The 21,787-nt window shown below is 72.4% G+C and carries 20 protein-coding genes; 11 read left to right on the top strand and 9 right to left on the bottom strand.

Annotated elements, in window-relative coordinates; all coding sequences use genetic code 11:
* Positions 1 to 118: 118 nt before the first annotated feature.
* The 5 genes from ACFO0B_RS15150 to ACFO0B_RS15130 all read right to left on the bottom strand — a co-directional run bounded on the left by ACFO0B_RS15150 (position 119) and on the right by ACFO0B_RS15130 (position 7,535).
* A complete protein-coding gene (locus ACFO0B_RS15150) occupies positions 119 to 2,380 on the bottom strand; it encodes an AAA family ATPase (RefSeq protein ID WP_378613064.1) in 2,262 nt (753 codons plus the stop codon).
* Between the two features lie 10 nt (positions 2,381 to 2,390).
* Positions 2,391 to 2,825, bottom strand: a complete 435-nt coding sequence (locus ACFO0B_RS15145; RefSeq protein ID WP_378613063.1) for a hypothetical protein — start codon at positions 2,823 to 2,825, stop codon at positions 2,391 to 2,393.
* A gap of 71 nt (positions 2,826 to 2,896) precedes the next feature.
* Complete coding sequence (locus tag ACFO0B_RS15140; RefSeq protein WP_378613062.1) at positions 2,897 to 4,303, bottom strand: WS/DGAT/MGAT family O-acyltransferase; 1,407 nt, start codon at positions 4,301 to 4,303, stop codon at positions 2,897 to 2,899.
* A 36-nt stretch (positions 4,304 to 4,339) separates the two neighbouring features.
* Complete coding sequence (locus ACFO0B_RS15135; protein ID WP_378613061.1) at positions 4,340 to 5,776, bottom strand: sensor histidine kinase; 1,437 nt, start codon at positions 5,774 to 5,776, stop codon at positions 4,340 to 4,342.
* A gap of 91 nt (positions 5,777 to 5,867) precedes the next feature.
* Entirely contained in the window at positions 5,868 to 7,535 is a 1,668-nt protein-coding gene (locus ACFO0B_RS15130) for an FAD-dependent oxidoreductase (protein ID WP_378613060.1), read from the bottom strand.
* Between the two features lie 116 nt (positions 7,536 to 7,651).
* Between ACFO0B_RS15130 and ACFO0B_RS15125 the strand changes: the two genes are divergently transcribed.
* A complete protein-coding gene (locus ACFO0B_RS15125; RefSeq protein WP_378613059.1) occupies positions 7,652 to 8,107 on the top strand; it encodes an SRPBCC family protein in 456 nt (151 codons plus the stop codon).
* 40 nt (positions 8,108 to 8,147) lie between these two features.
* Here the strand turns inward: ACFO0B_RS15125 and ACFO0B_RS15120 are convergent, their stop codons facing one another.
* Positions 8,148 to 9,176: a beta-ketoacyl-ACP synthase III gene (locus tag ACFO0B_RS15120; RefSeq protein WP_378613058.1), complete on the bottom strand. Its 1,029-nt coding sequence runs from the start codon at positions 9,174 to 9,176 to the stop codon at positions 8,148 to 8,150.
* A gap of 215 nt (positions 9,177 to 9,391) precedes the next feature.
* On the opposite strand from ACFO0B_RS15120, the gene ACFO0B_RS15115 reads away from it, so the two are divergent.
* From ACFO0B_RS15115 to ACFO0B_RS15090, 6 genes are all read left to right on the top strand, one after another.
* Entirely contained in the window at positions 9,392 to 9,664 is a 273-nt protein-coding gene (locus ACFO0B_RS15115; protein ID WP_378613057.1) for a GlsB/YeaQ/YmgE family stress response membrane protein, read from the top strand.
* 156 nt (positions 9,665 to 9,820) lie between these two features.
* Complete coding sequence (locus tag ACFO0B_RS15110) at positions 9,821 to 10,534, top strand: phosphatidylserine decarboxylase (RefSeq protein WP_378613056.1); 714 nt, start codon at positions 9,821 to 9,823, stop codon at positions 10,532 to 10,534.
* Positions 10,531 to 11,433, top strand: coding sequence for a CDP-alcohol phosphatidyltransferase family protein (locus tag ACFO0B_RS15105; protein WP_378613055.1), 903 nt, complete (start codon positions 10,531 to 10,533; stop codon positions 11,431 to 11,433). Before ACFO0B_RS15110 ends, ACFO0B_RS15105 begins: the two co-directional genes overlap by 4 nt.
* Positions 11,434 to 11,448: 15 nt before the next feature.
* Positions 11,449 to 12,330 (top strand): RNA polymerase sigma-70 factor, encoded by an 882-nt coding sequence (locus ACFO0B_RS15100; protein WP_378613054.1) that lies wholly within the window; start codon positions 11,449 to 11,451, stop codon positions 12,328 to 12,330.
* Positions 12,331 to 12,432: 102 nt separating this feature from the next.
* Positions 12,433 to 13,530 (top strand): NAD(P)/FAD-dependent oxidoreductase, encoded by a 1,098-nt coding sequence (locus tag ACFO0B_RS15095; RefSeq protein WP_378613053.1) that lies wholly within the window; start codon positions 12,433 to 12,435, stop codon positions 13,528 to 13,530.
* A 49-nt stretch (positions 13,531 to 13,579) separates the two neighbouring features.
* On the top strand, positions 13,580 to 14,287 hold the full coding sequence (locus ACFO0B_RS15090) for a Clp protease N-terminal domain-containing protein (RefSeq protein ID WP_378613052.1): 708 nt from the start codon (positions 13,580 to 13,582) through the stop codon (positions 14,285 to 14,287).
* Here the strand turns inward: ACFO0B_RS15090 and ACFO0B_RS15085 are convergent.
* A complete protein-coding gene (locus ACFO0B_RS15085) occupies positions 14,284 to 16,335 on the bottom strand; it encodes an NAD(+) synthase (RefSeq protein WP_378613051.1) in 2,052 nt (683 codons plus the stop codon). The two genes, ACFO0B_RS15090 and ACFO0B_RS15085, sit on opposite strands and share 4 nt — an antisense overlap.
* Before the next feature lie 23 nt (positions 16,336 to 16,358).
* Positions 16,359 to 16,991, bottom strand: coding sequence for a suppressor of fused domain protein (locus tag ACFO0B_RS15080; RefSeq protein ID WP_378613050.1), 633 nt, complete (start codon positions 16,989 to 16,991; stop codon positions 16,359 to 16,361).
* An 84-nt stretch (positions 16,992 to 17,075) separates the two neighbouring features.
* Here ACFO0B_RS15080 and ACFO0B_RS15075 point away from each other — a divergent pair, with 84 nt between their 5' ends.
* Entirely contained in the window at positions 17,076 to 17,390 is a 315-nt protein-coding gene (locus tag ACFO0B_RS15075; RefSeq protein WP_233020814.1) for a hypothetical protein, read from the top strand.
* A gap of 206 nt (positions 17,391 to 17,596) precedes the next feature.
* On the top strand, positions 17,597 to 19,222 hold the full coding sequence (gene groL / locus ACFO0B_RS15070; protein WP_378613049.1) for a chaperonin GroEL: 1,626 nt from the start codon (positions 17,597 to 17,599) through the stop codon (positions 19,220 to 19,222).
* A gap of 55 nt (positions 19,223 to 19,277) precedes the next feature.
* Here groL and ACFO0B_RS15065 read toward each other — a convergent pair whose 3' ends face one another.
* Positions 19,278 to 19,967 carry a ZIP family metal transporter gene (locus tag ACFO0B_RS15065; RefSeq protein ID WP_378613048.1) on the bottom strand — a complete coding sequence of 230 codons (690 nt, stop codon included), beginning with the start codon at positions 19,965 to 19,967 and terminating at the stop codon, positions 19,278 to 19,280.
* 303 nt (positions 19,968 to 20,270) lie between these two features.
* Here ACFO0B_RS15065 and ACFO0B_RS15060 point away from each other — a divergent pair, with 303 nt between their 5' ends.
* Together ACFO0B_RS15060 and ACFO0B_RS15055 are read left to right on the top strand one after the other, a co-directional pair.
* Complete coding sequence (locus tag ACFO0B_RS15060) at positions 20,271 to 20,903, top strand: TetR/AcrR family transcriptional regulator (RefSeq protein ID WP_378613047.1); 633 nt, start codon at positions 20,271 to 20,273, stop codon at positions 20,901 to 20,903.
* A 19-nt stretch (positions 20,904 to 20,922) separates the two neighbouring features.
* The gene (locus tag ACFO0B_RS15055; RefSeq protein ID WP_378613046.1) at positions 20,923 to 21,786 is read left to right on the top strand and encodes an alpha/beta hydrolase family protein; all 864 of its coding nucleotides are present in this window, start codon (positions 20,923 to 20,925) and stop codon (positions 21,784 to 21,786) included.
* Position 21,787: the final 1 nt, after the last annotated feature.

The raw sequence follows: 21,787 nt of genomic DNA, 5'->3' as shown, positions 1-21,787 counted from the left end.
GCGGGCGGTCGTCCGGGTCGATCCTACTTGGGCGGGTGGCCAGGACCGTTGCCGGTGCTGGCCGGAGCGGCGTTCGTCACTCCGCCGGCACTTCGGCAATCTCCGGGCACACTGCGGGTCAGCCGCGGATCTCCGCGTACCGCCGCAGCGACTCCACCTGCTCCGGGTCGAGCGAGGGGCGCACCGCGGCGCGCGCGGCGGCGATGTCGGCGGCGGTCACGTCGGCGGCGTCGATGTCCCTGCGCATGGCGGTGAGCGCGGCCTCGCGCAGCAGCGCGGCGCAGTCGGCGGCGGAGTAGCCGTCCAGCTCCTCGGCCAGCGCGGCCAGGTCGACGTCGGCGGCGAGCGGCACCGCGCGGCCGGCGGTGCGCAGGATCGCCACGCGCGCCTCGGCATCCGGCGGCGGGACGAAGACCAGCCGCTCCAGCCGGCCGGGGCGGAGCAGCGCGGGGTCGATCAGCTCCGGGCGATTGGTGGCGCCGAGCACGACGACGTCGCGCAGCGGCTCGACCCCGTCCAGCTCGGTGAGGAGCGCGGCCACCACCCGGTCGCCGACCCCGGAGTCGCCGCTCTGGCCGCGACGCGGGGCGAGCGCGTCCACCTCGTCGAGGAAGATCAGCGACGGTGCGGAGTCCCTGGCCCGCTGGAACAGCTCGCGCACCGCGCGCTCGGAGGCGCCGACCCACTTGTCCATCAGCTCGGCGCCCTTCACCGCGTGCACGCTGAGCTGCCCGGTGCTGGCGAGCGCGCGCACCAGGAAGGTCTTGCCGCAGCCGGGCGGGCCGTAGAGCAGCACGCCGCGCGGGGGTTCGATGCCGAGCCGGGCGAAGGAGTCGGGGTGGCGCAGCGGCCAGAGCACCGCCTCGGTGAGCGCCTGCTTGGTCTGCACCATGTCGCCGACGTCGTCCAGGCCGAGGCTGCCGATCGCCAGCTCCTCGCTGCCGGAGCGGGAGAGCGGGCGGATCACCTCCAGCGCGCCGGCCAGGTCGGCCTGCAGCAGCCGCGGGTCGGTGTGCTCGCGGCCGGTGCGGGAGGCGGCGCGCAGCGCGGCCTCGCGGCAGAGCGCGGCCAGGTCGGAGACGACGAAACCGGGGGTGCGGGCGGCGATCTCGGCGAGCTGGAGCTCGCCGGTCGGCACCGCGCGGAGCAGGAAGTCGAGCAGCGCCTCGCGGACCGCCGCGGTGGGCAGCGGGAGCGCGATCTCGCGGTCGCAGAGGTCGGGGGCGCGCAGCCTGGCGTCGATCTCGCCCGGGTGCGCGGTGGTGGCGAGGAAGGCGACGCACGGGGTGGCGACGGCGGCGCGGAGCTGGTCCAGGATCAGCGTCGCGACCGGCTCGGCGGCGCTCGGCAGGAGCGCGTCGATATCGGTGACCAGCAGGATGCCGCCCTGCCCCGAGCTCACCTCGGCGACGGCGGCGGCCACCGTGCGCAGGCGGGCGCCGCTCTCGGTGGCGCCGATCGACGGGCCGTCCAGCTCGGTGATCCGGCGCGGGGCGGCGACCGCCCTGGCCAGCGTGGCCTTCCCGACCCCGTGCGGGCCGGTGATCAGCACCCCGAGGTGCGGGGGCGCACCGAGGGTGCGCAGTAGCTCCGGCTCGTCCAGGGCGAGCGCGAGCCATTCGGCGAGTTTGGCGGACTGGCCCTGGACGCCGATCAGATCGGCGGCGGCCGGGGCGGGTCTGACCCTGGTCACCGTGGCGGGCAGCGGAATCCGGTCGCCCCCGGCCGTGGTCGGCGGGAACCCCGGCCCGAAGCCGCCCGCCTCCGTTCCCGGGACGCCCGGTCGCAGCTCAGCGGCGGGCTCGCCCGGCAGGGCCGAAGTCACCACGCCCGGCCCCCAGTCCACGGCCGAGTTCGGCTGCACGCTGACCGGGCCTGCCGGTTCGGTGCCGGTGACGGTGAGCAACTCGGTGGTCCAGGCGATGCCGAAGGTCCGCGAGAGCGCCTGGGTGGTTGCGGCCGAGCTGATGTCGGGGCCGAGGTCGCGGGGGAGCAGCGAGACGGCGTCGCCCACCGTCACCACCTTGCCGAGCAGCGCCTGGCGCAGGGTGCTCGCCGGGATCGAGCGGGTGGCGTGCAGCGAGCCGCTGACCCGGATCTGCTTGGCCCCGAACACCGTGGCGGGCGCGATCACCACGGTGGCGTCCTCACGCAGCCCGGCGTTGGAGAGCGTGACGTCGTCCAGCAGCGCGACCCCGGCCGGGGTGCCCGCCGGGGCCAGCCCGGCCACCGCGGCGGTGCGCCGGGAGCCGGTCAGCGCGATCCCGTCCCACTCCCGCAGCCCGAGCGCGGCGAGTGCCTCCGGATGCAGCCGCACCACCCCCCTCCTGGCATCGGCCGCGGAGGGGTTGAGACGGGCGGTCAGCGCAAGTTCGGCCACCGCCCCATTCTTACCCGGCGACGAGCCCCGCCGCCGTGGCCACGGGCTCGTCGGCGACGCTGGGCGCGAGGCAGACCAGCTTCGCGGTGCCGAGTGCGACATTCGGGCTGCCGGTGAACGGGCTGTCCGGGTGCGCGGCGAGGATCAGCTCGATCACCGCCTTCTCCTGCTCGGTGTCGAGCTTCCTGAACTCGGCGCAGGTGATGTCGGCGCCCGACCCGCTCGGCGCCGCGGCCGGCGTCGTGCTCGGGGCCCCGCCCGGCGCGGCCGTCGCACTGCCAGGAGCGGCGCTGCTCGGCGCTCCGGCGGCGGTGGTGCTGCCGGCGACGGCGCCGGTGCTTCCCTTGCGCAGCCCGTTGGCGTCGGTCGATTCGTCCGATCCGCACCCGCTGACGACCAGGGCAAGCACACCGGCGGCGAGCACGGCGGCAGAGAGTCGCTGCATGATGGATCCCCCGTGGGTCGTTCGCGGCGCCGGCGGCTCCGGTGCGTCGGCAGCACTGTACCGGGTGTGGTTCAGGCGGTCTGCTCGGCAGCCGCGCGCAGCGCATCGACCACGCCGGGGATCCGGTCGGTCAGCGCGGCCAGGTCCGGCACCAGCTCGCGGCAGGCGATCAGCCCGAAGTCGAGTTTGCCGTCGTAGGAGAGCGCGGTGATGTTCAGCCCGGAGCCGTGGAAGATCGGGCCGAACGGATACGAGCTGAGCAGCCGCACCCCGAGGAAGTACAGCGGCAGCGGCGGCCCGGCGACGTTGGAGACCACCAGGTTGTGCACCACCGGGTGGCGCTCGGCGAGCTCGAGCGAGGAGTACAGCCGCATCGCGATCCGGAAGGTGTTCGGCGGCGCGTACTGCGTCCAGTCCTGCAGGAAGTCGGGGCCGATCAACTCCTCGTGCTCCTCCTTGGCGGCCCGGTTCGCCTCCGCCACCCGCTTCAGCCGCTGCACGGGGTCGGCGATATCGGTGCCGAGCAGGCAGAAGAGCGAGGAGACCTTGTTGATCCCGCGCGTGTGCCGCGACGACTCGTGCACCGACACCGGGATGGTCGCGATCAGCGACTTCTCCTCCGGCAGCTCGCCGCGCTCGGCCAGGTAGTCGCGCAGCGCGCCGCCGACCACCGCGAGCACCACGTCGTTGATCTTCACCCCGAAGGCGTTCTTGATCCGCTTCACCGCGGCCAGCTCGACCTCGGTGAAGGCCACCGCGCGGTGCGGGGTGATGGCCCCGTTGAACGGGGTGCGCGGCGCGGTGAGCGGCAGCGCCATGCCGGAGCGGTTGCCGACCCGCCTGCGCACCATCCCGGCCAGCCTGCCGACGGTCTTCGGCACCATCCGCACCACCCCGGCGCGGGTCGGGAAGCGCAGCGCCGCCTCGGCGAGCAGCCGCAGGTCGCTCGGCTCCGGCTCGCGGCCCAGCGGCGCGGGCGGCTCCTCGCTCCCGCGCTTCCCCGGCTCGGCGTCGCACAGCGCCATGAGCAGCTCGGCGCCGGTGACGCCGTCCACCGCGGCGTGGTGGTACTTGAGGATCACCGCGACCCTGTCGCCCTCAACGCCCTCGACCACCCGCACCTGCCAGAGCGGGTGGTTGCGGTCCATCGGCGTGCCTGCGATGTCGCCGACCAGCTCGGCCAGCTCCGCGCGCCCGCCCGGCGCGGGCAGGCCGTAGCGCCGGACGTGGTAGTCCAGGTCGTAGTCGCCCGCCTCGACCCAGTACGGGTGGTCCAGATCCAGCGGCACCGCCCGCAGCTTCCGGCGCATCTGCGGGACGAAGGCCAGCCTGCGCCCGAGCTCGGCCTTGAAGGTGGCGAACGAGTAGTCGCCGCCGTCCGCGGCGGGGTCGAGCAGGAGTAGCGCGCACACGTGCAGGTGCTGCGTCCCGGTCTCCAGATACAGGAAGCTGGCATCGAGTCCGGTGAGGCGTTCCATGTCGGGAGTGTAGTGGAACGTGTTGCAGGTGAGGGGCTATTCGGGCGCGGTGGGACGCTCCAGCGGGATGCGGACGGTGAACACCGTCGAGCCCGGCTCGGACTGCACCTCGATGTCGCCGTGGTGCTTGTTCACCACGATCCGGAAGCTGATGTCGAGGCCGAGCCCGGTGCCCTCACCGACCGGCTTGGTGGTGAAGAACGGCTCGAAGATGCGGCGCCGGACGTCGGCCGGGATGCCGGGCCCGGTGTCGCCGATGGAGACCGCGAGGCACACGTCGTCCCGGTAGGTGCGGATGGTGAGCGTGCCCGCGCCGTCCATGGCGTAGACCGCGTTGTCGATCAGGTTGGTCCACACCTGGTTCAGCTCCGCTGCGTAGCAGGGGATCGGCGGCAGCGTGCGGTCGTACTCCTTGACCAGCGCGATGCCGTCGCCGAGCTTGCGGTTCAGCATCACCAGCGTGCTGTCGAGCAACTCGTGCACGTCGACCACCTGGAACGGGGCCCGGTCCATCTGCGAGTACTGCTTGGCGGCGCCGACCAGGGTGGAGATGCGCGCGGTGGAGTCGGCGATCTCGTTCATCAGCAGCTCGGTCTCGATGGTGTAGTTCAGCCACCGGATCGCGCCCTCGAAGACCTGCTCGGTGCAGCCATCCAGGGTGCCGGCCACCCGCTCCAGCCAGTCGATGTCGATGCCAGCCTGGACGAAGTTGGGCGCCAGGTCCCAGCCGTCGGCGATCTCGTGCTCGGCGAACCAGTCGCCGATGGCGTCCTCGCGGTCCGCGGCCTCCAGCGGGGTGAGCTCGGGCGCCTTCGCCACCAGCTCGGCCGCGTCCTCCTGCAGCCGGACCAGGGTGAGCAGCACCTCGGGGGTGAACTTGCCCTGCGCCATCATGCCGAGCTTGTGCCGCATCCCGGCGACCCGCTCGCGCAGCCCGGAGGTGGCGCGCACCGCGGCCGCGGCGGGGTTGTTCAGCTCGTGCGTGAGCCCGGCGGAGAGCGAGCCGAGCGCGAGCAGCCGCTCCCGCTCGGCCACCCGCTCGTGCTTGTCCCGGTTCCCGAAGAAGGCGCCCTCCAGCAGGTGCACCGCCATCGGGAACCACTCGCGCATCATGGCCGAGAAGGTCGCGGCGTCCAGCACGAAGAAGCGCGAGGGCCGGGTGAGGTACATGGTCGAGACGTAGCTCTGGTCCGCCCGCTCGCCCAGGTACGCGGTCCAGGCGCCGACGTAGGAGCCGCGGTGGTCGGTGCGGGTCAGCTCGATCTCGGTGCCCGCGGAGAGCTTGGTGAGCCGCAGCTCGCCGTCCATGAGCACGTAGAAGCAGGTGGCCGGGTCGCCCTCGCGGAAGGCGAGGCCGGGTTCGAGCTGCTCGATCCGCCCGTCCCGGCACAGCCAGGCCAGCTGCTCGTCGTCCAGCCGCTCGAACAGGAAGAGCTCACGCAGCTCCGCCGGATCGCAGACAAGCTCGCTCACGATGAATCCCTTCTGCCTACGCTGTGTCTATGGGGCATGACCGGGGGCCCTCCGTGGCTACGCTTCGCTCCCGCCTCCGGGCCTGACCCGGTCATGCCAGATAACGGTGCACGAACATCACGGCCATGGCCCCCTCGCCGACGGCGGAGGCCACCCGCTTCGCCGACTCCGCGTGCACGTCGCCGGCGACGAAGACGCCGGGCACGCTGGTCTCCAGGTGGTGCGGGGCGCGGGAGAGCTCCCAGCCCGCCGGGCGGCCGCCCTCGGGGGTGAGGTCCGGCCCGGCGAGCACGAACCCGGCCGGGTCGCGGGCGATGGTGCCCTCCAGCCAGTCGGTCTGCGGCGCGGCGCCGATGAAGAGGAAGAGCCGCTCGGTCTCGGCCTTCTCCTCGCGCCCGGTCTCGTTGTCGCGCAGCACGATGCCGCGCAGGTGGTCGTCGCCGTCGGCCGCGATCACCTCGGTGCAGGTGTGCACCTCGATGTTCGGGATGCCCGCGATCTGCTGGACCAGGTAGTGCGACATGGACTTGTCCAGCGAGTCGGCGCGCACCACCAGGTGCACCCGCCCGGCATTGCGGGAGAGGAAGACCGCGGCCTGCCCGGCCGAGTTGGCGCCGCCGACGATGTAGACCTCGTGGCCCGCGCACTCCGCCGCCTCGGTCATGGCCGAGCCGTAGTAGACGCCGCGGCCGGTGAACTCGTCCACCCCGCGCGCCGGGTGCCTGCGGTAGTCGACGCCGGTCGCGATGATCACGGTGTGCGCGCAGAGCCTGCCCCCGTCGGCGAAGCGCACGGTCCGCGCCGAGCCGTTCACCTCCAGCCCGACCACTTCGCGGGTGGTCACCAGCTCCGCGCCGAACTTCCCGGCCTGCCGCCTGGCCCGGTCGGCCAGCTGGCCGCCGGAGACGCCGTCCGGGAAGCCGAGGTAGTTCTCGATCCGCGAGCTCTGCCCGGCCTGGCCGCCGGTCGCGGTGCGCTCGACCAGCACCGTGCGCAGCCCCTCGGAGGCGCCGTACACCGCGGCGCCGAGCCCGGCCGGGCCGCCGCCGACCACGATCAGGTCGTAGAACTCGCCTGCGGGCGTGGTGTTCAGCCCGACCCGCTCGGCCAGCTCGCCGTCGGTCGGCTGGACCAGCGGCTCACCATCGGCGGTGATCACCACCGGGCAGCAGCTGATGTCCTTGCCCGCGGCGGCGAGCAGCGTGGCGCCCTCCGGCTCGTCCGCCGGGTACCAGCGGTACGGCAGCTGGTTGCGGGCGAGGAACTCGCGCACCTGCGAACAGGCGGGCGACCAGCGGGTGCCGATCACCTTGGTGCCGTGCACCGGGCGCTGCTCGTCGCCGCGCCACGCCTCCAGCAACCCGTCCAGCACCGGATAGAGCTTCTCCTCCGGCGGGTCCCACGGCTTGAGCAGGTAGTGGTCCAGGTCGACCACGTTGATGGCGTTGATCGCCGCGGTGGTGTCGGCGTAGGCGGTGAGCAGCACCCGGCGCGCGAAGGGGTGCAGGTCCATGGCCTGCTCCAGGAACTCGATGCCGTCCATGCCCGGCATCCGGAAGTCGGCGATGAGCACCGCGACCTGCTGGCCGCGCAGCTTCACCTCGCGCAGCGCCGCCAGCGCGGACGGCCCCGACTCGGCCCGCAGGATCCGGTAGTCGGCGCCGTAGCGGCGGCGCAGGTCGCGCACGACCGCGCGGGAGACGCCCGGATCGTCGTCGACGCTGAGGATGAGCGGTTTATCGGCGGCGGGGGAAGTCACCCATCGAGTATGCGCGCAGGGAACCGACCTGTCGCTTTGCTCTGCCCAGGGCGAACGGCGGAAGAGCGCCCGACTAGAGTTGCTGTGTCCAGCAGTACCGCGAACAGGAGGCAGCGTTGCCGAAGAATCTGGAAGCGACCGTCGACATCATCGCCCCGCCGGAGCGGGTGTGGGCCGTGGTGGCCGATCCCAAGCGGATTCCCGAGTTCAGCCCGCAGTGCGTGCGGATGCAGCCGCTCGGTGCGGTGAAGCGGGGCACCTGGACCGTGAACCTCAACCGGGACGGCTGGAAGTACTGGCCGACCACCGCCAGGATCGTGACCTTCGAGCCGAACCGGGAGTTCGCCTTCAAGGTCACCGAGAACCGCAGCACCTGGCGCTTCACGCTGGAGCCCACCGCGAACGGCACCCGGCTCACCCAGACCAGGGACACCTCCGACGGCACGACGGCCTTCTCCCGGACCGCCATCAACGCGGTGCTCGGTGGCGCGGAGTCGTTCGATGTCAAGCTGGTCGACGGGATGCGTCAGACCCTGGCCGGGATCAAGGCGGCGGTCGAGACACCCGCCTGACCCGCACCGCGGCCCGGACCCGCGGTCCGGGCCGCGGCGATCAGACCCAGTTCGGCAGCCGGACCACCTGCGCGGCATACGACAGCCCGGCGCCGAAGGCGATCAGCAGCGCGGTGTCGCCCGGCTTGGACTGCCCGGTGCGCAGCAGCTGCTCCATGGCCAGCGGGATCGAGGCGGCCGAGGTGTTGCCGGTCTCCTCGATGTCGTTGGCCAGCGCGCAGTTCTCCGGCAGCTTGAGCACCCTGGCCATGATCTCGATGATCCGGCCGTTGGCCTGGTGCGGGATCATCGCGTCCAGGTCGTCGGTGGCGAGCCCGGCGCGGTCGATGGCGTCCCGGCAGACCTTCTCCAGCGAGTGCGCGGCCCAGCGGAAGACCGCGGTGCCCTCCATCGTCAGGTAGGGACGGACCGCGTCCAGCCCCTTCTCCTCGATCTCGGCGAAGAACTCCAGCCAGTCCTTGTCCTGCCGGATGGCGTGGCTCTGGGTGCCGTCCGAGCCCCACACCGTCGGGCCGATGCCCTGGTCGTCGGCCGGGCCGACGATCACGGCGCCCGCGCCGTCGGCGAAGAGGAACGCGGTGGAGCGGTCCTTCATGTTGATGGTGTCGGTCAGCTTCTCCACGCCGATCACCAGCACGTGCCCCGCGGTGCCCGACCGCACCAGGTCCGAGGCGAGCGCGAGCGCGTGACAGAAGCCGGCGCAGCCCGCCGAGATGTCGAACGCGGCGGCGCCGTTCATCCCGAGCTCGGTGGCGATCTGCGGGGCGGCGGCCGGAGTGAGCAGAAGGTGCGTCGAGGTCGCGACGATGACGGTGTCCACCTGGTCGACCGCGACCCCCGCCGACTCCAGCGCGCCCCTGGCGGCGGCGACGCTCATGCTCCGCACCGTCTCGGTGTCGTCGGCGAAGCGGCGGGTCCGGATGCCGGAGCGGGTGCGGATCCATTCGTCGCTGGAGTCGATCGCCCCCGCGACCTCGTCGTTCGTGACGATGCGCGCGGGCCGGTACACCCCCAGCCCGAGGATGGCGGTGTGCTCAACTCCGGTCGTCTGGGCGATTCGAGCGACCATGTGCGTCTCCTGTCCCCACGGCCGAGCCGGCGGGTGGCGTCGGTGGTTGCCGTCCAGCGTTGCCGGGTGTTGTCCGGAGCGCTGTACATGAGGCTTCCTCATATTATCTCCACCCCACTGACACGTGCGCGTATTCCCCCCGACCGGGGGTATCCGATGTACAGCGCGGCGATGGCTCGAAGCGGCGCGCACCCAACTAACGATGCGAGGACACAATGCTCGGTCTCGGGATTATCGGCTGGATCATCATCGGCGGCCTGGCCGGCTGGATCGCCAGCAAGTTCATGAAGACGGACGCGCAGCAGGGCATCCTGCTCAATATCGTCGTCGGCGTCATCGGCGGTCTGCTCGGTGGCTTCCTGCTCAAGCTCTTCGGTGTCGACGTCGAGGGCGGCGGGCTGATCTTCAGCTTCCTGACCTGCCTCGCCGGCGCGGCCATCCTGCTGTTCCTGGTCAAGCTCGTCACCGGCCGCCGGCCGGTGCGCTGACCCAGGCGCACGAGGTGATCGGCGCCGCCGAACCGCGGCGGCGCCGATTTCGCCTGCCCGCACGGTAGCCGGGAATACGCCGACCGCCGACCATGATCTCCGAGGTCGCGTCGGCGTAAGGTGTGGTGCCCGTACCCGAAACCGAAAGAGGAGCCTGTGGCACGCCGCCCGACCCCGTCCGGCACCCCCGAGACCACCGGAGTCGGCCACGTCGCCGACCTGATCCGGTCCTCGATCCCCCCGCTGCACCCCGCCGGGCTGCCCTTCGTGGCCGCCCCGCTCGCGGTGGCGGCGCTCGGCCGCAAGCGGCGCTGGGTGCGCCGGGCCGGACTGCTGACGGCCGCGGCCTGCGCCGGCTTCTTCCGGCACCCGCACCGGGTGCCGCCGAACATCAGGGGCGCCGTCGTCGCCGCCGCGGACGGCGAGGTCGCGCTGGTCGACTCCGCGGTCCCGCCGCCGGAGCTCGGCCTCGGCGATGCCCCGCTGCCCCGGGTCAGCATCTTCCTCTCGGTGCTGGACGTGCACGTGCAGCGCACCCCGGTCTCCGGCACCGTGCGCACCGTCGTGCACCAGCCCGGCCAGTTCCGCTCCGCCGATCTGCCCGAGGCCAGCTCGGTGAACGAGCGCACCGGCATGGTGCTGGAGACCCCCGGCGGCAAGCAGGTCGTCGTGGTGCAGATCGCCGGGCTGATCGCCCGCCGGATCGTGAACGAGGCGCGCGCGGGTGACGTGCTGACCATCGGCGACACCTACGGCCTGATCCGCTTCGGCTCCCGGGTGGACACCTACTTCCCGGCAGGCACCGACCTGCTGGTGCTGCCCGGTCAGCGCACCATCGGCGGCGAGACCGTCCTCGCCGTCCTGTCGTGATCGCGCAGGCGGAGCGGGCCGAGGGGCGCCGCAGGCGCAGCGTCCGGCTGCTGCCGAGCACGGTCACCATCCTGGCGCTCTGCTCGGGGCTCTCCGCGGTGAAGTTCGGCCTGGACGGCGACCTGTCGACCGCGCTGGCCATGGTCGGCGCCGCCGCCGTCTTCGACACGCTCGACGGCAGGCTGGCGCGGATGCTCGACGCCACCACCAAGATCGGCGCCGAGCTGGACTCGCTCTCCGACGCCATCTCCTTCGGCGTCGCCCCCGCGCTGGTGCTCTACGTGGCGCTGCTCGACGAGTACAGCGCGGGCTGGATCGTCGCGCTGCTCTTCGCGGTCAGCATCGTGCTGCGGCTGGCCCGGTTCAACACCCTGATGGACGACGACACCAGGCCGGAGTGGTCGCGCGAGTACTTCGTCGGCGTTCCGGCCCCCGCGGGCGCGCTCATCGCGCTGACCCCGATCGCGCTGCTCGAGCAGTTCGGCGACGGCTGGTGGGTCGGCTTCTACGAGGTCGCCGCCTGGACCGCGTTCTCCGCGCTGCTCTGCGTGAGCACCATCCCGACGCTGGCCATGAAGTCGGTCCGGGTGGCCCCGCAGGCGGCGGCGGCACTGCTGGTGCTGGTGGCGATCGCGGCCGCCGCGCTGGTGACCTTCCCGATCGTGCTGCTGCTCGTGCTGATCGCGCTGTACCTGGTGCACATCCCGTTCGCCTGGCGCTCGCAGCGCTGGGTCGCGGCCAGGCCGGAGACCTGGCAGGACAAGCCGGCCGAGCGCAGGGCGCAGCGCCGCGCGAACCGGCGCAGGCCGAGCCTGCCGCGTCCGGCCATCTCCACCGCCCGCCTCCGGCTGCGCAGGCCCGGCGGGAACAACCGGCCGCACGACCAGCGTCGCGGCTGACCGGAGCCGCGACCGATGAGCGGCTCCGAGCTCGACGAGTTCCTGCGGCAGCGGCCGCGGCTGTTCGCGCTGGCCTACCGGATGCTCGGCAGCGCGAGCGAGGCCGAGGACGCGGTGCAGGAGACCTACCTGCGCTGGGCCGCCGCGGAGACCGACGGGATCCGCTCCGCCGAGGCCTGGCTGACCACGGTGACGGTGAACCTCTGCCGCTCCTGGCTGGTCTCGGCCAGGGCCCGCCGGGAGAGCTACGTCGGCCCGTGGCTGCCGGAGCCGGTGCCCACCCCGGACACCGACCTCGGCCCGCTGGAGACGGCGCAGCAGCGCGAGCTGGTCTCGCTGGCCCTGCTCGCCGCGCTGGAGCGGCTCAACCCGGTGGAGCGCGCGGTCTTCGTACTGCGCGAGGCCTTCGGCTACCCGCACCGCGAGATCGCGGCCATGCTCGAGCTGTCCGAGGCGAATTCCCAGCAGATCCACTCGCGCGCGAGCGTCCGGGTGCGCGAGGGCCGCGGCCGCTTCGAGGTCTCCGTGGAGCGGGCGCGGGAGCTGCTGGAGCGCTTCCTCGCCGCGGCGGGTGAGGGTGACGTGGCCGGGCTGCGCGCGCTGCTCGCCGCCGACGTGGTCGCCACCTCGGACGGCGGCGGCGTGGTGAGCGCGGCCAGGCGCCCGGTCACCGGCGTGGACAAGGTCTCCGCGTTCCTGCTCGGGCTGCTCCGGCGCGCACCCGCGGGCTTCACGCTGGAGGCGGCCGAGGTGAACGGCTCGGCCGGGCTGCTGGCGCGGGTGGACGGCGCGGTCTACGTGGTCGTCGCGCCGGAGTTCGGCGAGTTCCCGGACGGCCCGCGGCTGGTCTCGCTCTCCTTCGTGCTGAACCCGGCCAAGCTCGGCCGCTTCCGGTGACCGGTTTCACAGCCGGACGTTGTCAGCTCGGCGGCGGCTGTCCGGTCTGAGTGGTGTCAGGCCCGGTACGCCCGGGAGCAGCTCTGCCGAAGGAGCCCCATCATGACCACTCGACGCATCGTCGTACTCGGCGCCGGCTACGCCGGGCTCGTCGCCGCCAACAAACTGCTCCGCACCGTCCCCGGCGCGGAGATCACCGTGCTCGACGCCCGCGCCCGCTTCGTCGAGCGGGTCCGGCTGCACCAGCGCGCCGCCGGGCAGGCCATCCCGGAGTGGGACCTCGCCGACGTCCTCGGCCGCAGGGGGATCCGCTTCGTGCAGGGCAGGGCCGTCGGGCTGGATCTCGCCGCGCGCGAGGTCCGGCTGGCCGACGGCGCCGCGCTGCCCTACGACACCCTGGTGTACGCGCTCGGCTCGGCCGCTGGCACCGCCGACGTGCCCGGCGCCGCCGAGCACGCGCTGGCCGTCGCCACCCCGGAGGATCTCGCCGACGCCGCCCCGCCGACCGGAAGGGCGCTGGTGATCGGCGCGGGCGCGACCGGGGTCGAGCTCGCCACCGAACTCGCCGAGACCCGCCCCGACCTGCGGGTGCTGCTACTCGGCGCGGACGAGCCGGTGGCCGCGCTCTCGCCCCGCGCCCGCGCGCACGTGCGCCGGGTGCTCGACCGGCTCGGCGTCGAGGTGCGCACCGATGCCAAGGTCACCGCGGTGACCGCCGCCGGGGTCCGGCTGGCCGACGGCACCGAGGTGCCCGGCGACGCCGTCCTCTGGACCACCGGCTTCCTGGCGCCGCCGCTGGCCGCCGCGGCCGGGCTCGCGGTGGACGGCTCCGGCCGGGTGCGCACCGACGCCACCCTGCGCTCGCTCTCGCACCCGGACGTCTACGCCGTCGGCGACGCCGCCGCCACCGCGGGCCAGGACGGCAGGCAGCTCCGGATGGCCTGCGCCACCGCGCTGCCGCAGGGCGCCTACGCCGCGACCGCCATCGGCGCAAGGGCGCGCGGCGCCGAGCCGCGCGAGTTCCGGTTCCGCTACCAGGCGCAGTGCTACAGCCTCGGCCGCGGCGACGGCCTGCTGCACCTGGTGCACGCCGACGATTCACCGGCCCGGCTGGTGATCACCGGCAGGGCGGGCGCCTGGATCAAGGAGCGCATCGTGCGCTTCGCCGCCAGGCGGGCGGGGCTGCCCGCCGGGCTCTGATCGTCAACCAAGGGTTGACGACGAGTGTTCGTCAACCTATGGTTGACGCATGACGAACGTACGACTCGACGACCTGATCGACGGCATCAAGAAGGCCCGCCCCGACGATGTCCTGGAACAACTCTCCGACGCGGTGGTGACCGCGGGAACGCTCGGTGAGGTGGCCGATCACCTGATCGGCCACTTCGTCGACCAGGCCCGCCGCTCCGGCGCGTCGTGGACCGATATCGGCGCCAGCATGGGCGTCAGCAAGCAGGCCGCGCAGAAGCGCTTCGTGCCGAAGGGGCCGGAGGACGCCGGGCTCGACCCGGCCGCCGGCTTCGCCCGCTTCACCCCGCGCGCCCGCAGCGCCGTCGCCGCCTCGCAGGAGGCGGCGCGCAACTCCGGCCACACCGTGATCGGGCTGCCGCACCTGGTGCTCGGGCTGCTCACCCAGCCGGAGGGGCTCGCCGCGAAGGAGATCGAGACCCAGGGGGTCACCCTCGACGCCGTGGCCGCGGCCGCCGCGGCCGCACTCCCGGAGCCCACCGGCGAGGCCGTCCCGCCCCTGATCCCCTTCGACGCCGACTCCAAGAAGGCGCTGGAGCTCACCTTCCGCGAGGCGGTCCGGCTCGGCCACAACTACGTCGGCACCGAGCACGTGCTGCTCGCGCTGCTGGAGCAGGAGAACGGCACCGGCGTGCTCAGCGGGGTCGGGCTGGCCAAGGCGCGGGTGGAGGCGCACCTGCTGGAGATCCTGGCGGGGCTGGGCGGCTAGCCGGGGACGTTGCGCTCCAGCTCGTCCAGCCAGGCCGTCGCCACCGCGTCGCTCGGCGCCCGCCAGTCGCCGCGCGGCGAGAGCGAACCGCCGGAGCCGACCTTCGGCGCGTTCGGCAGCGTGGAGCGCTTGAACTGGCTGGTCTGCACGAAGCGGCGCAGGAAGAGCCGGAGCCAGTGCTTGATGGTGGCCAGGTCGTACTCGTTGCGCTGGTCCTCCGGGATCAGGTCGGGCCAGCGCCCCCTGGTCCGGTCCGACCAGGCCGCCTGCGCCAGGTAGGCGATCCGGCTCGGCCGGTAGCCGAACCGCAGCAGCTGGTAGAGGTGCAGATCCTGGAGTTCGTACGGCCCGACGGTGGCCTCGGAGCTCTGGCCGGGCGCCTCGTCGCCGTCGGCCGACGGCACCAGCTCCGGCGAGATCTCGGTGGCCAGGATCGAGGTGAGCGCCGCGTTCGCCTCCGCCCCGAACTGCCCGGTCTCCGCCGCCCAGGCGATGAGGTAGCGGATCAGCGTCTTCGGCACCGAGGCGTTCACGCTGTAGTGCGCCATGTGGTCGCCGACGCCGAAGGTGCACCAGCCCTGGGCCAGCTCGCTGAGGTCACCGGTGCCGACCACCAGGGCATCGTGCATGTTCGCCAGCCGGAACAGGTGCGAGGTGCGCTCGCCCGCCTGCACGTTCTCGTAGGTGACGTCGTACTGCGGCACCCCGTCCGCGGCGGGGTGCCCCAGGTCGCGCAGCATCTGCTCGGCCGACGGCCGGATGTCGATCTCGTGCGCCGTCACGCCGAGCGCGGCCATCAGCCGGTGCGCGTCGGTCTTGGTTCTGGTGCTGGTCGCGAAGCCGGGCATGGTGTAGGCCAGCACGTTCGTGCGCGGCAGCCCGAGCCGGTCCATGGTCTTGGCCGCGACGATCAGCGCCTGGGTGGAGTCGAGCCCGCCGGAGACCCCGATCACCAGCCGCTGGGCACCCGCCGCGCGCAGCCGGGTGCTCAGCCCCTCCACCTGGATGTGGTGCACCTCGGCGCAGCGCTCGTTGCGCGCCGCCGGGTCGGCGGGGACGTACGGGAAGCGCGGGATCTCCCGGCGCAGCGCCACCGTTCCGGCCGGCACCGGCAGGGTGACCGGCACCTTCCGGAACCGGCTGAGCCGCTCCCTGTGGTCGTGCACATTGTCGGCGAAGCTCGTCGTGCGCACCCGGTCGGCGGCCAGCCGCTGCAGGTCCAGGTCGGCGGTGACCAGCCGGGGGTGGTCGGCGAAGCGCTCGCCCTCGGCGAGCAGGTCGCCGTTCTCGCAGACCAGCGCCTGCCCGTCCCAGGCCAGGTCGGTGGTCGACTCGCCGGTGCCCGCCGCCGAGTACAGGTACGCGGCCAGGTAGCGCGCCGAGTGCGAAGCGCAGAGCGCGCGCCGGTAGTCGGCCTTGCCGACGACGATATTGCTGGCCGAGAGGTTCACCAGCACCGTCGCCCCGGCCAGCGCGGCGAAGCCGCTCGGTGGCAGCGGCACCCAGCCGTCCTCGCAGATCTCCAGGTGGAAGGTGAAGCCGTCGACATCCGTCGGGAAGAGCAGGTCGGCGCCGAAGGGGGCCTCCTGCCCGGCGATCTCGACCGTGTCGGCGAGCACTTCGCGGGCCGCGGCGAACTGCCGCTTCTCGTAGAACTCGCGGTAGTTCGGCAGGTAGCTCTTCGGCACCGCGCCGAGTACCGCGCCGTCCGCGATCACGATCCCGCAGTTGAACAGCCTGCCCTGGGCCCGCACCGGGGCGCCGACCACCAGCACGGTCGCGATCTCCCGGCTGGCCTCGACGATGTCGGCCAGTGCCTGCCGCACCGCGAGGTCGAGGGCGTCCTGGTGGAAGAGATCGTCGGCGGTGTAACTGGAGAGGCCGAGTTCCGGGAAGACGGTCAGCACGGTGCCGTCGGCGGCGGCGGCACGGGCCAGCTCGATCGTGCGCTCGGCGTTGAAGGCGGGATCGGCCACCCGCAGCGTCGGCACCGCGACGGCCACCCGCGCGAAGCCGTGCCGGTACAGCGAGTCGAACGGCAGCGTCATGCTGCTCATCTTTCCCGGCGCCGTCACGACCGGCCCGCCAGACCCCCGCCCCAGCGCGGCCAGCGCGCCGCGGGCGGCGGCTCCGGCACCAGCGAGTCCCTGGTGACGTCGGTGACGTACAGCGGCAGCGACGGCTCCAGCCTGGCCAGCAGGTCGAGCAGGTCGCGGCCGCGCGCGGTCCGGTACTCGGCCGTGGTCAGCCCGACGATCTGCAGGAACATCAGCCCGCCGACGGTGCCGAGCTCCGGGTCGGGCACGAAGCCCGCCGCGCGCAGCGCGGAGCCGGGCGCGCCGAGCGGCACCGCCGACTTCACCGCGTCGCCCGGCTCGAACCACTCGCCGGACTGGAAGACGAACCGGCTGAGGTTCTGCAGGAAATCCACCGGCCACTGCGGCGGCTCGGTCGCCTCGGCGGTGCTCAGCACCCGCATGGTGAACTCGAAACGCTGGCCGTGTTCGAAGATCGCGGAGAGGCCGTGCGTCGCGTAGTGCCAGTGCGGCATCGGGGCGGTTCGGCGGTAGGCCGAGATGCCGTCGAGCGGTTCGGTACCCCCCGTCGACCAGGGGTTTTCGCCCGCCCAGTACACCGGCACCGCGTCGGCGTAGAGCCGCGCCAATGCCCCCGTGACGTCGGGAAGGCCGGGTGTTTCACTCACCTCGCCACTGTAGGCGGGACCTTCGGTACCGGCCCGCGGCGCCGCCCACCCGGCATTCCGGCCCGAGCCGGATAAGCTATAGCAATGGCGGATGACCCGGATTCCGACCTGGTGGCGGGGGAGCGGCGAGCGGATCTGGTCCGCGCGCTCACCTACGTGTCCACCGAATCCGGCCCGGACGGCGAGTACATCGTCAACGGCGATCTGCCGCCCGAGGTCGCCCCGCCCTTCATCCGGGCGATCATGCGGGTGGAGGCCGAGCTGCTGCTGCACGACGCGGAGCTGGTCACCGTGGAGAACGAGGAGCCGCGCGATCCGGAGCAGCGCCGGGTGGACGCCTTCGTCGCGCTGCTGCTGCGCATCGACGACCGCCAGTGGATCCCCGGCTACCCCGGCTGAACCCGGTAATCTTGCACTCGGCATGCTCGAGTGCTAGAAATGGCTTGGCACTCACCACAGGCGAGTGCCAGGTCGGGACGGTGAGACCGGGTACCTCGACACCCTCGGTCGTCCGTCGCGGGCACCGAACCTGGCCAGCGTAAATGGGGCGACCCGACATGGGATCGTCCTGTGTGTCAGCCATCCACATGGAGGATCTCAACGCAATGGCCAAGACAATTGCGTACGACGAAGAGGCCCGTCGCGGTCTCGAGCGCGGCCTCAACAGCCTCGCCGACGCGGTCAAGGTGACGCTGGGCCCCAAGGGCCGCAACGTCGTCCTGGAGAAGAAGTGGGGCGCCCCCACGATCACCAACGATGGTGTCTCCATCGCCAAGGAGATCGAGCTCGAGGACCCGTACGAGAAGATCGGCGCCGAGCTGGTCAAGGAAGTCGCCAAGAAGACCGATGACGTCGCGGGCGACGGCACCACCACCGCTACCGTCCTGGCCCAGGCGCTGGTGCGCGAGGGGCTGCGCAACGTCGCGGCCGGCGCGAACCCGCTCGGCCTGAAGCGCGGCATCGAGAAGGCCGTCGAGGCCGTCACCGCCAAGCTGCTCGAGACCGCCAAGGAGGTCGAGACCAAGGAGCAGATCGCCGCCACCGCCGGTATCTCGGCCGGCGACGCGTCCATCGGCGAGCTCATCGCCGAGGCGCTCGACAAGGTCGGCAAGGAAGGTGTCATCACCGTCGAGGAGAGCAACACCTTCGGGCTCCAGCTGGAGCTGACCGAGGGCATGCGCTTCGACAAGGGCTACATCTCCGGTTACTTCGTGACCGACCCCGAGCGTCAGGAAGCGGTCCTCGAGGATCCGTACCTGCTGCTGGTCGGCTCCAAGGTCTCCACCGTGAAGGACCTGCTCCCGCTGCTGGAGAAGGTCATCCAGGCGGGCAAGCCGCTGCTGATCATCGCCGAGGACGTCGAGGGCGAGGCCCTGTCGACCCTGGTCGTGAACAAGATCCGCGGCACCTTCAAGTCCGTCGCCGTCAAGGCGCCCGGCTTCGGTGACCGCCGCAAGGCGCAGCTCGCCGACATCGCCATCCTGACCGGTGGCGAGGTCATCAGCGAAGAGGTCGGGCTCTCCCTGGAGACCGCGGGCATCGAGCTGCTGGGCCAGGCCCGCAAGGTCGTCGTGACCAAGGACGAGACCACCATCGTCGAGGGCGCGGGCGACGCCGAGGCGATCAAGGGCCGGGTCGCGCAGATCCGCTCCGAGATCGAGAACTCCGACTCCGACTACGACCGCGAGAAGCTGCAGGAGCGGCTGGCCAAGCTGGCCGGCGGCGTCGCGGTGATCCGCGCGGGCGCGGCCACCGAGGTCGAGCTCAAGGAGCGCAAGCACCGCATCGAGGATGCCGTTCGCAACGCGAAGGCCGCCGTCGAAGAGGGCATCGTCGCCGGTGGCGGCGTGGCGCTGCTGCAGTCCGGCCCCGCGCTGGACGCGCTGTCCCTCACCGGTGACGAGGCCACCGGCGCGAACATCGTCCGCGTCGCGCTCTCGGCTCCGCTGAAGCAGATCGCCTTCAACGCCGGCCTCGAGCCCGGCGTCGTCGCCGAGAAGGTCTCGAACCTGCCCGACGGCCACGGCCTGAACGCCGACTCCGGCGAGTACGAGGACCTGCTGGCCGCCGGCGTCGCCGATCCGGTCAAGGTCACCCGCTCGGCGCTGCAGAACGCGGCCTCCATCGCGGCCCTGTTCCTCACCACCGAGGCCGTCGTCGCCGACAAGCCGGAGAAGGCCGCCGCTCCCGCCGGCGACCCGACCGGTGGCATGGGCGGCATGGACTTCTGAGTCCGCCTGTCTCGCTCCGGAAGCCGGTCCCCGCGGGGGCCGGCTTCCGGCGTTTCTACCCGCCGAGGACGAAGGCGACCAGGAAGCCCGCGGCGGTGGCGAGCCCGACCCACCAGCCGCCCTCGCGGTACGCCTCCGGCATGAGGGAGTCGGCGAGGACGGCGAGGGTGGCGCCGCCCGCGAAGGCCTGGACCACGCTGATGCTGGTCGGGGCGAGGTTGTCGGAGAGCAGGTTTCCGCCGACGGTGACCCCGACCAGGACGATGCCGGTCGCGGTCCAGAGCAGGAGGGCGCGGCGGGGCGGGAAGTTCTTGTCCCGGCGCAGCAGGGCGGAGCCGCTGATCGCCTCGGGGACGTTGCCGACCGCGATGGCGACGAGCAGCACCAGCCCGCCGGACTCGGTGAGCGTGACGCCGAGCGCGGTGTTCTCCGGGATCCCGTCGAGCACGGTGCCGAGCATGAGCGCCCAGCCGACGGCGCTCGCCCCGAGCCGCGTCTCCAGCAGGTGGTCGGAGCCGACGTAGAGCCCGGCCCCGGCGAAGAGCGCGAGCCCGGCGACGGTGCCGCCCGCCTGGCCGAAAGCGGGGCCGAAGAGTTCCTCGGAGACCGCCGCGATCATGGTTCCCGCGCCGAACGCCATGAGCGTCGCGAGTGCCTGTTTCGGCAGCGACCAGCGCAGCCCGACGAATGCGCCGAGCACCAACGGCACGGCGGTGCCGAGGCCGAAGAGCAGTGCGGTTCCCATGCGCTCAGCCTAGGCAGCCGGACCTATTTCGCCGGGCTCCCATTCGGCCCCGGCGAACGTCCTTCGGGCATTCCCGCGCTTGCTTCCGAAAAAAATCTAAGAAACTCCGTCAAAATCCGCCCCGAAATTCCGGCACGGTGCGTAACCTCTGATCGGCAAACGCCTGGTACCCACGCTGTTCGGGAGGCACATGGATTAGCTGTCGCACTGCCAACTTCCGGCTAACGCGCGGTTCGCCGGAGGTTCCGGCGAAGGGCCTGATCCATGACGAGGGGATCGGGCCCTTCTGTATTGTCTGCGGCGATGTCACAGGATGCGAATACGGGGCGTATGTATGCCGGGCAGCCCGTCGAGGACCGGCAACGTCAACGGCGTGCGCGTTTTCTGGAATCGGGCCTCACGGTATTCGCCAGGGACGGGTACGCCAACAGTTCGGTGGGGGCGATCTGTAAGGACGCCGGACTCTCCTCGCGGCAGTTCTACGAGGAGTTCAGCGGCCGCGAGTCGCTGCTGCTGGAACTCTATGAACACATCGATCGCGAGTGCAGGGACGCGGTCACGAAAGCGCTTGCGGTGACCGGGGATGCGAGCGCGCTGGTCCGCATCGACGCCGCCACCCGCGCCTACATCGAGTCGGTCGGCACCGACCCGCGCCGGGCGCGGGTCGCGCTGGTCGAGGTGGTCGGCGCCGGGCCGAAGGTGGAGAAGTTCCGGCTGGAGCTGCGCCGGGTCTGGGGTGCCATGCTCGCCGACGCGGTGGAGGCGGCGGCCGGCCACGGCGAAGTCCCGGCCGGGGACTACGACATGCGGGTGCTCGCGGTGATCGGCGCGGTGAACTACGTGGTCGACGCCTGGAGCGGCGCCGACCCGCGCCCCCCGCTGGACGATGTCATCGCGGTGCTGAGCCGGGTGATCCTCGGGGCGGTGCGCGCCTGACGCGCGGTAGCGTGCGCGTATGGAGACCGTTCCGATCCAGATGCCGGACGGCTCGACCGTCCCGGTGCGGCTGCTCGGCGCCGCGGGCACGCACCGGCACCCGGTGACGCCGGACGCCCCGCGCCCGGCCGTGGTGATCGTGCCCGGCCTCGGCGTCCCCGGCGGCTACTACGAGTCGGTCGCCCGCGACCTCGCCGCGCGCGGATTCGACACCGCCATCGGCGAATTGCGCGGCAACGGCGACAGCAGGCCCGAACCCGACGCGGACAGTAGCTACGGCTACCACGAACTGGTCTCGGTCGACTTTCCGGCGATCTTCCAGGTGGTTCGCAACCGCTTCCCGCAGAGCACCCCGTACCTGCTCGGGCACAGCATCGGCGGCCAGCTCTCGGTGCTCTACGCGGCCCGGATCAGGGGCAGGCTCGGCGGGCTGATCCTGGTCGCCTCCGGCACCCCGTACCACCGCGGCTTCCGCGGCCTCTCCGGCCCCGGAATGCTGCTCGGCACAGCGGCGGTCGCGCTCACCGCAGGCGTCGCCGGGTACTGGCCGGGCGACCGGATCGGCGGCCCCGCCGGGTTCGGCAGGCAGTCGAGGGTGCTGATCTCGGACTGGGCCCGGCTCGCCCGCACCGGCCGCTTCGTGCCGATGGGCGCGGACATCGACTACGAGGAGCGGATCGGCAGGTTGAAACTACCGGTCCTCTCGATCACCATGACCGGCGACGAGATCGCCCCCGCCGCCTCGGCCGCGCACCTGGTGCGCAAGCTGCCCGCGGCCGAGGTGACCACCTGGACCCAGCCGGAGCGGCTCGGCCACAACGGCTGGATCCGGGAGTGCGGCAGCACCGTCGACCGGGTCGAGAGGTGGCTGCGCGACCGCTGAT

The sequence above is a fragment of the Nocardia jiangsuensis genome (assembly GCF_042650385.1).
Classification (GTDB): domain Bacteria; phylum Actinomycetota; class Actinomycetes; order Mycobacteriales; family Mycobacteriaceae; genus Nocardia; species Nocardia jiangsuensis.
The sequence above is the reverse complement of the archived record's forward strand: the minus strand, read 5'-3'. Positions and strand labels throughout refer to the sequence as shown.

What these genes read in the sequence shown, in the direction of transcription:
- ACFO0B_RS15145 (WP_378613063.1), bottom strand. Translation starts at nt 2,825, where the DNA reads ATGCAGCGACTCTCTGCCGCCGTGCTCGCCGCCGGTGTGCTTGCCCTG.
- ACFO0B_RS15140 (WP_378613062.1), bottom strand. Translation starts at nt 4,303, where the DNA reads ATGGAACGCCTCACCGGACTCGATGCCAGCTTCCTGTATCTGGAGACC.
- ACFO0B_RS15120 (WP_378613058.1), bottom strand. Translation starts at nt 9,176, where the DNA reads ATGGTCGCTCGAATCGCCCAGACGACCGGAGTTGAGCACACCGCCATC.
- ACFO0B_RS15115 (WP_378613057.1), top strand. Translation starts at nt 9,392, where the DNA reads ATGCTCGGTCTCGGGATTATCGGCTGGATCATCATCGGCGGCCTGGCC.
- ACFO0B_RS15100 (WP_378613054.1), top strand. Translation starts at nt 11,449, where the DNA reads ATGAGCGGCTCCGAGCTCGACGAGTTCCTGCGGCAGCGGCCGCGGCTG.
- ACFO0B_RS15095 (WP_378613053.1), top strand. Translation starts at nt 12,433, where the DNA reads ATGACCACTCGACGCATCGTCGTACTCGGCGCCGGCTACGCCGGGCTC.
- ACFO0B_RS15090 (WP_378613052.1), top strand. Translation starts at nt 13,580, where the DNA reads ATGACGAACGTACGACTCGACGACCTGATCGACGGCATCAAGAAGGCC.
- ACFO0B_RS15085 (WP_378613051.1), bottom strand. Translation starts at nt 16,335, where the DNA reads ATGACGCTGCCGTTCGACTCGCTGTACCGGCACGGCTTCGCGCGGGTG.
- ACFO0B_RS15075 (WP_233020814.1), top strand. Translation starts at nt 17,076, where the DNA reads ATGGCGGATGACCCGGATTCCGACCTGGTGGCGGGGGAGCGGCGAGCG.
- groL (WP_378613049.1), top strand. Translation starts at nt 17,597, where the DNA reads ATGGCCAAGACAATTGCGTACGACGAAGAGGCCCGTCGCGGTCTCGAG.
- ACFO0B_RS15065 (WP_378613048.1), bottom strand. Translation starts at nt 19,967, where the DNA reads ATGGGAACCGCACTGCTCTTCGGCCTCGGCACCGCCGTGCCGTTGGTG.
- ACFO0B_RS15060 (WP_378613047.1), top strand. Translation starts at nt 20,271, where the DNA reads ATGTCACAGGATGCGAATACGGGGCGTATGTATGCCGGGCAGCCCGTC.
- ACFO0B_RS15055 (WP_378613046.1), top strand. Translation starts at nt 20,923, where the DNA reads ATGGAGACCGTTCCGATCCAGATGCCGGACGGCTCGACCGTCCCGGTG.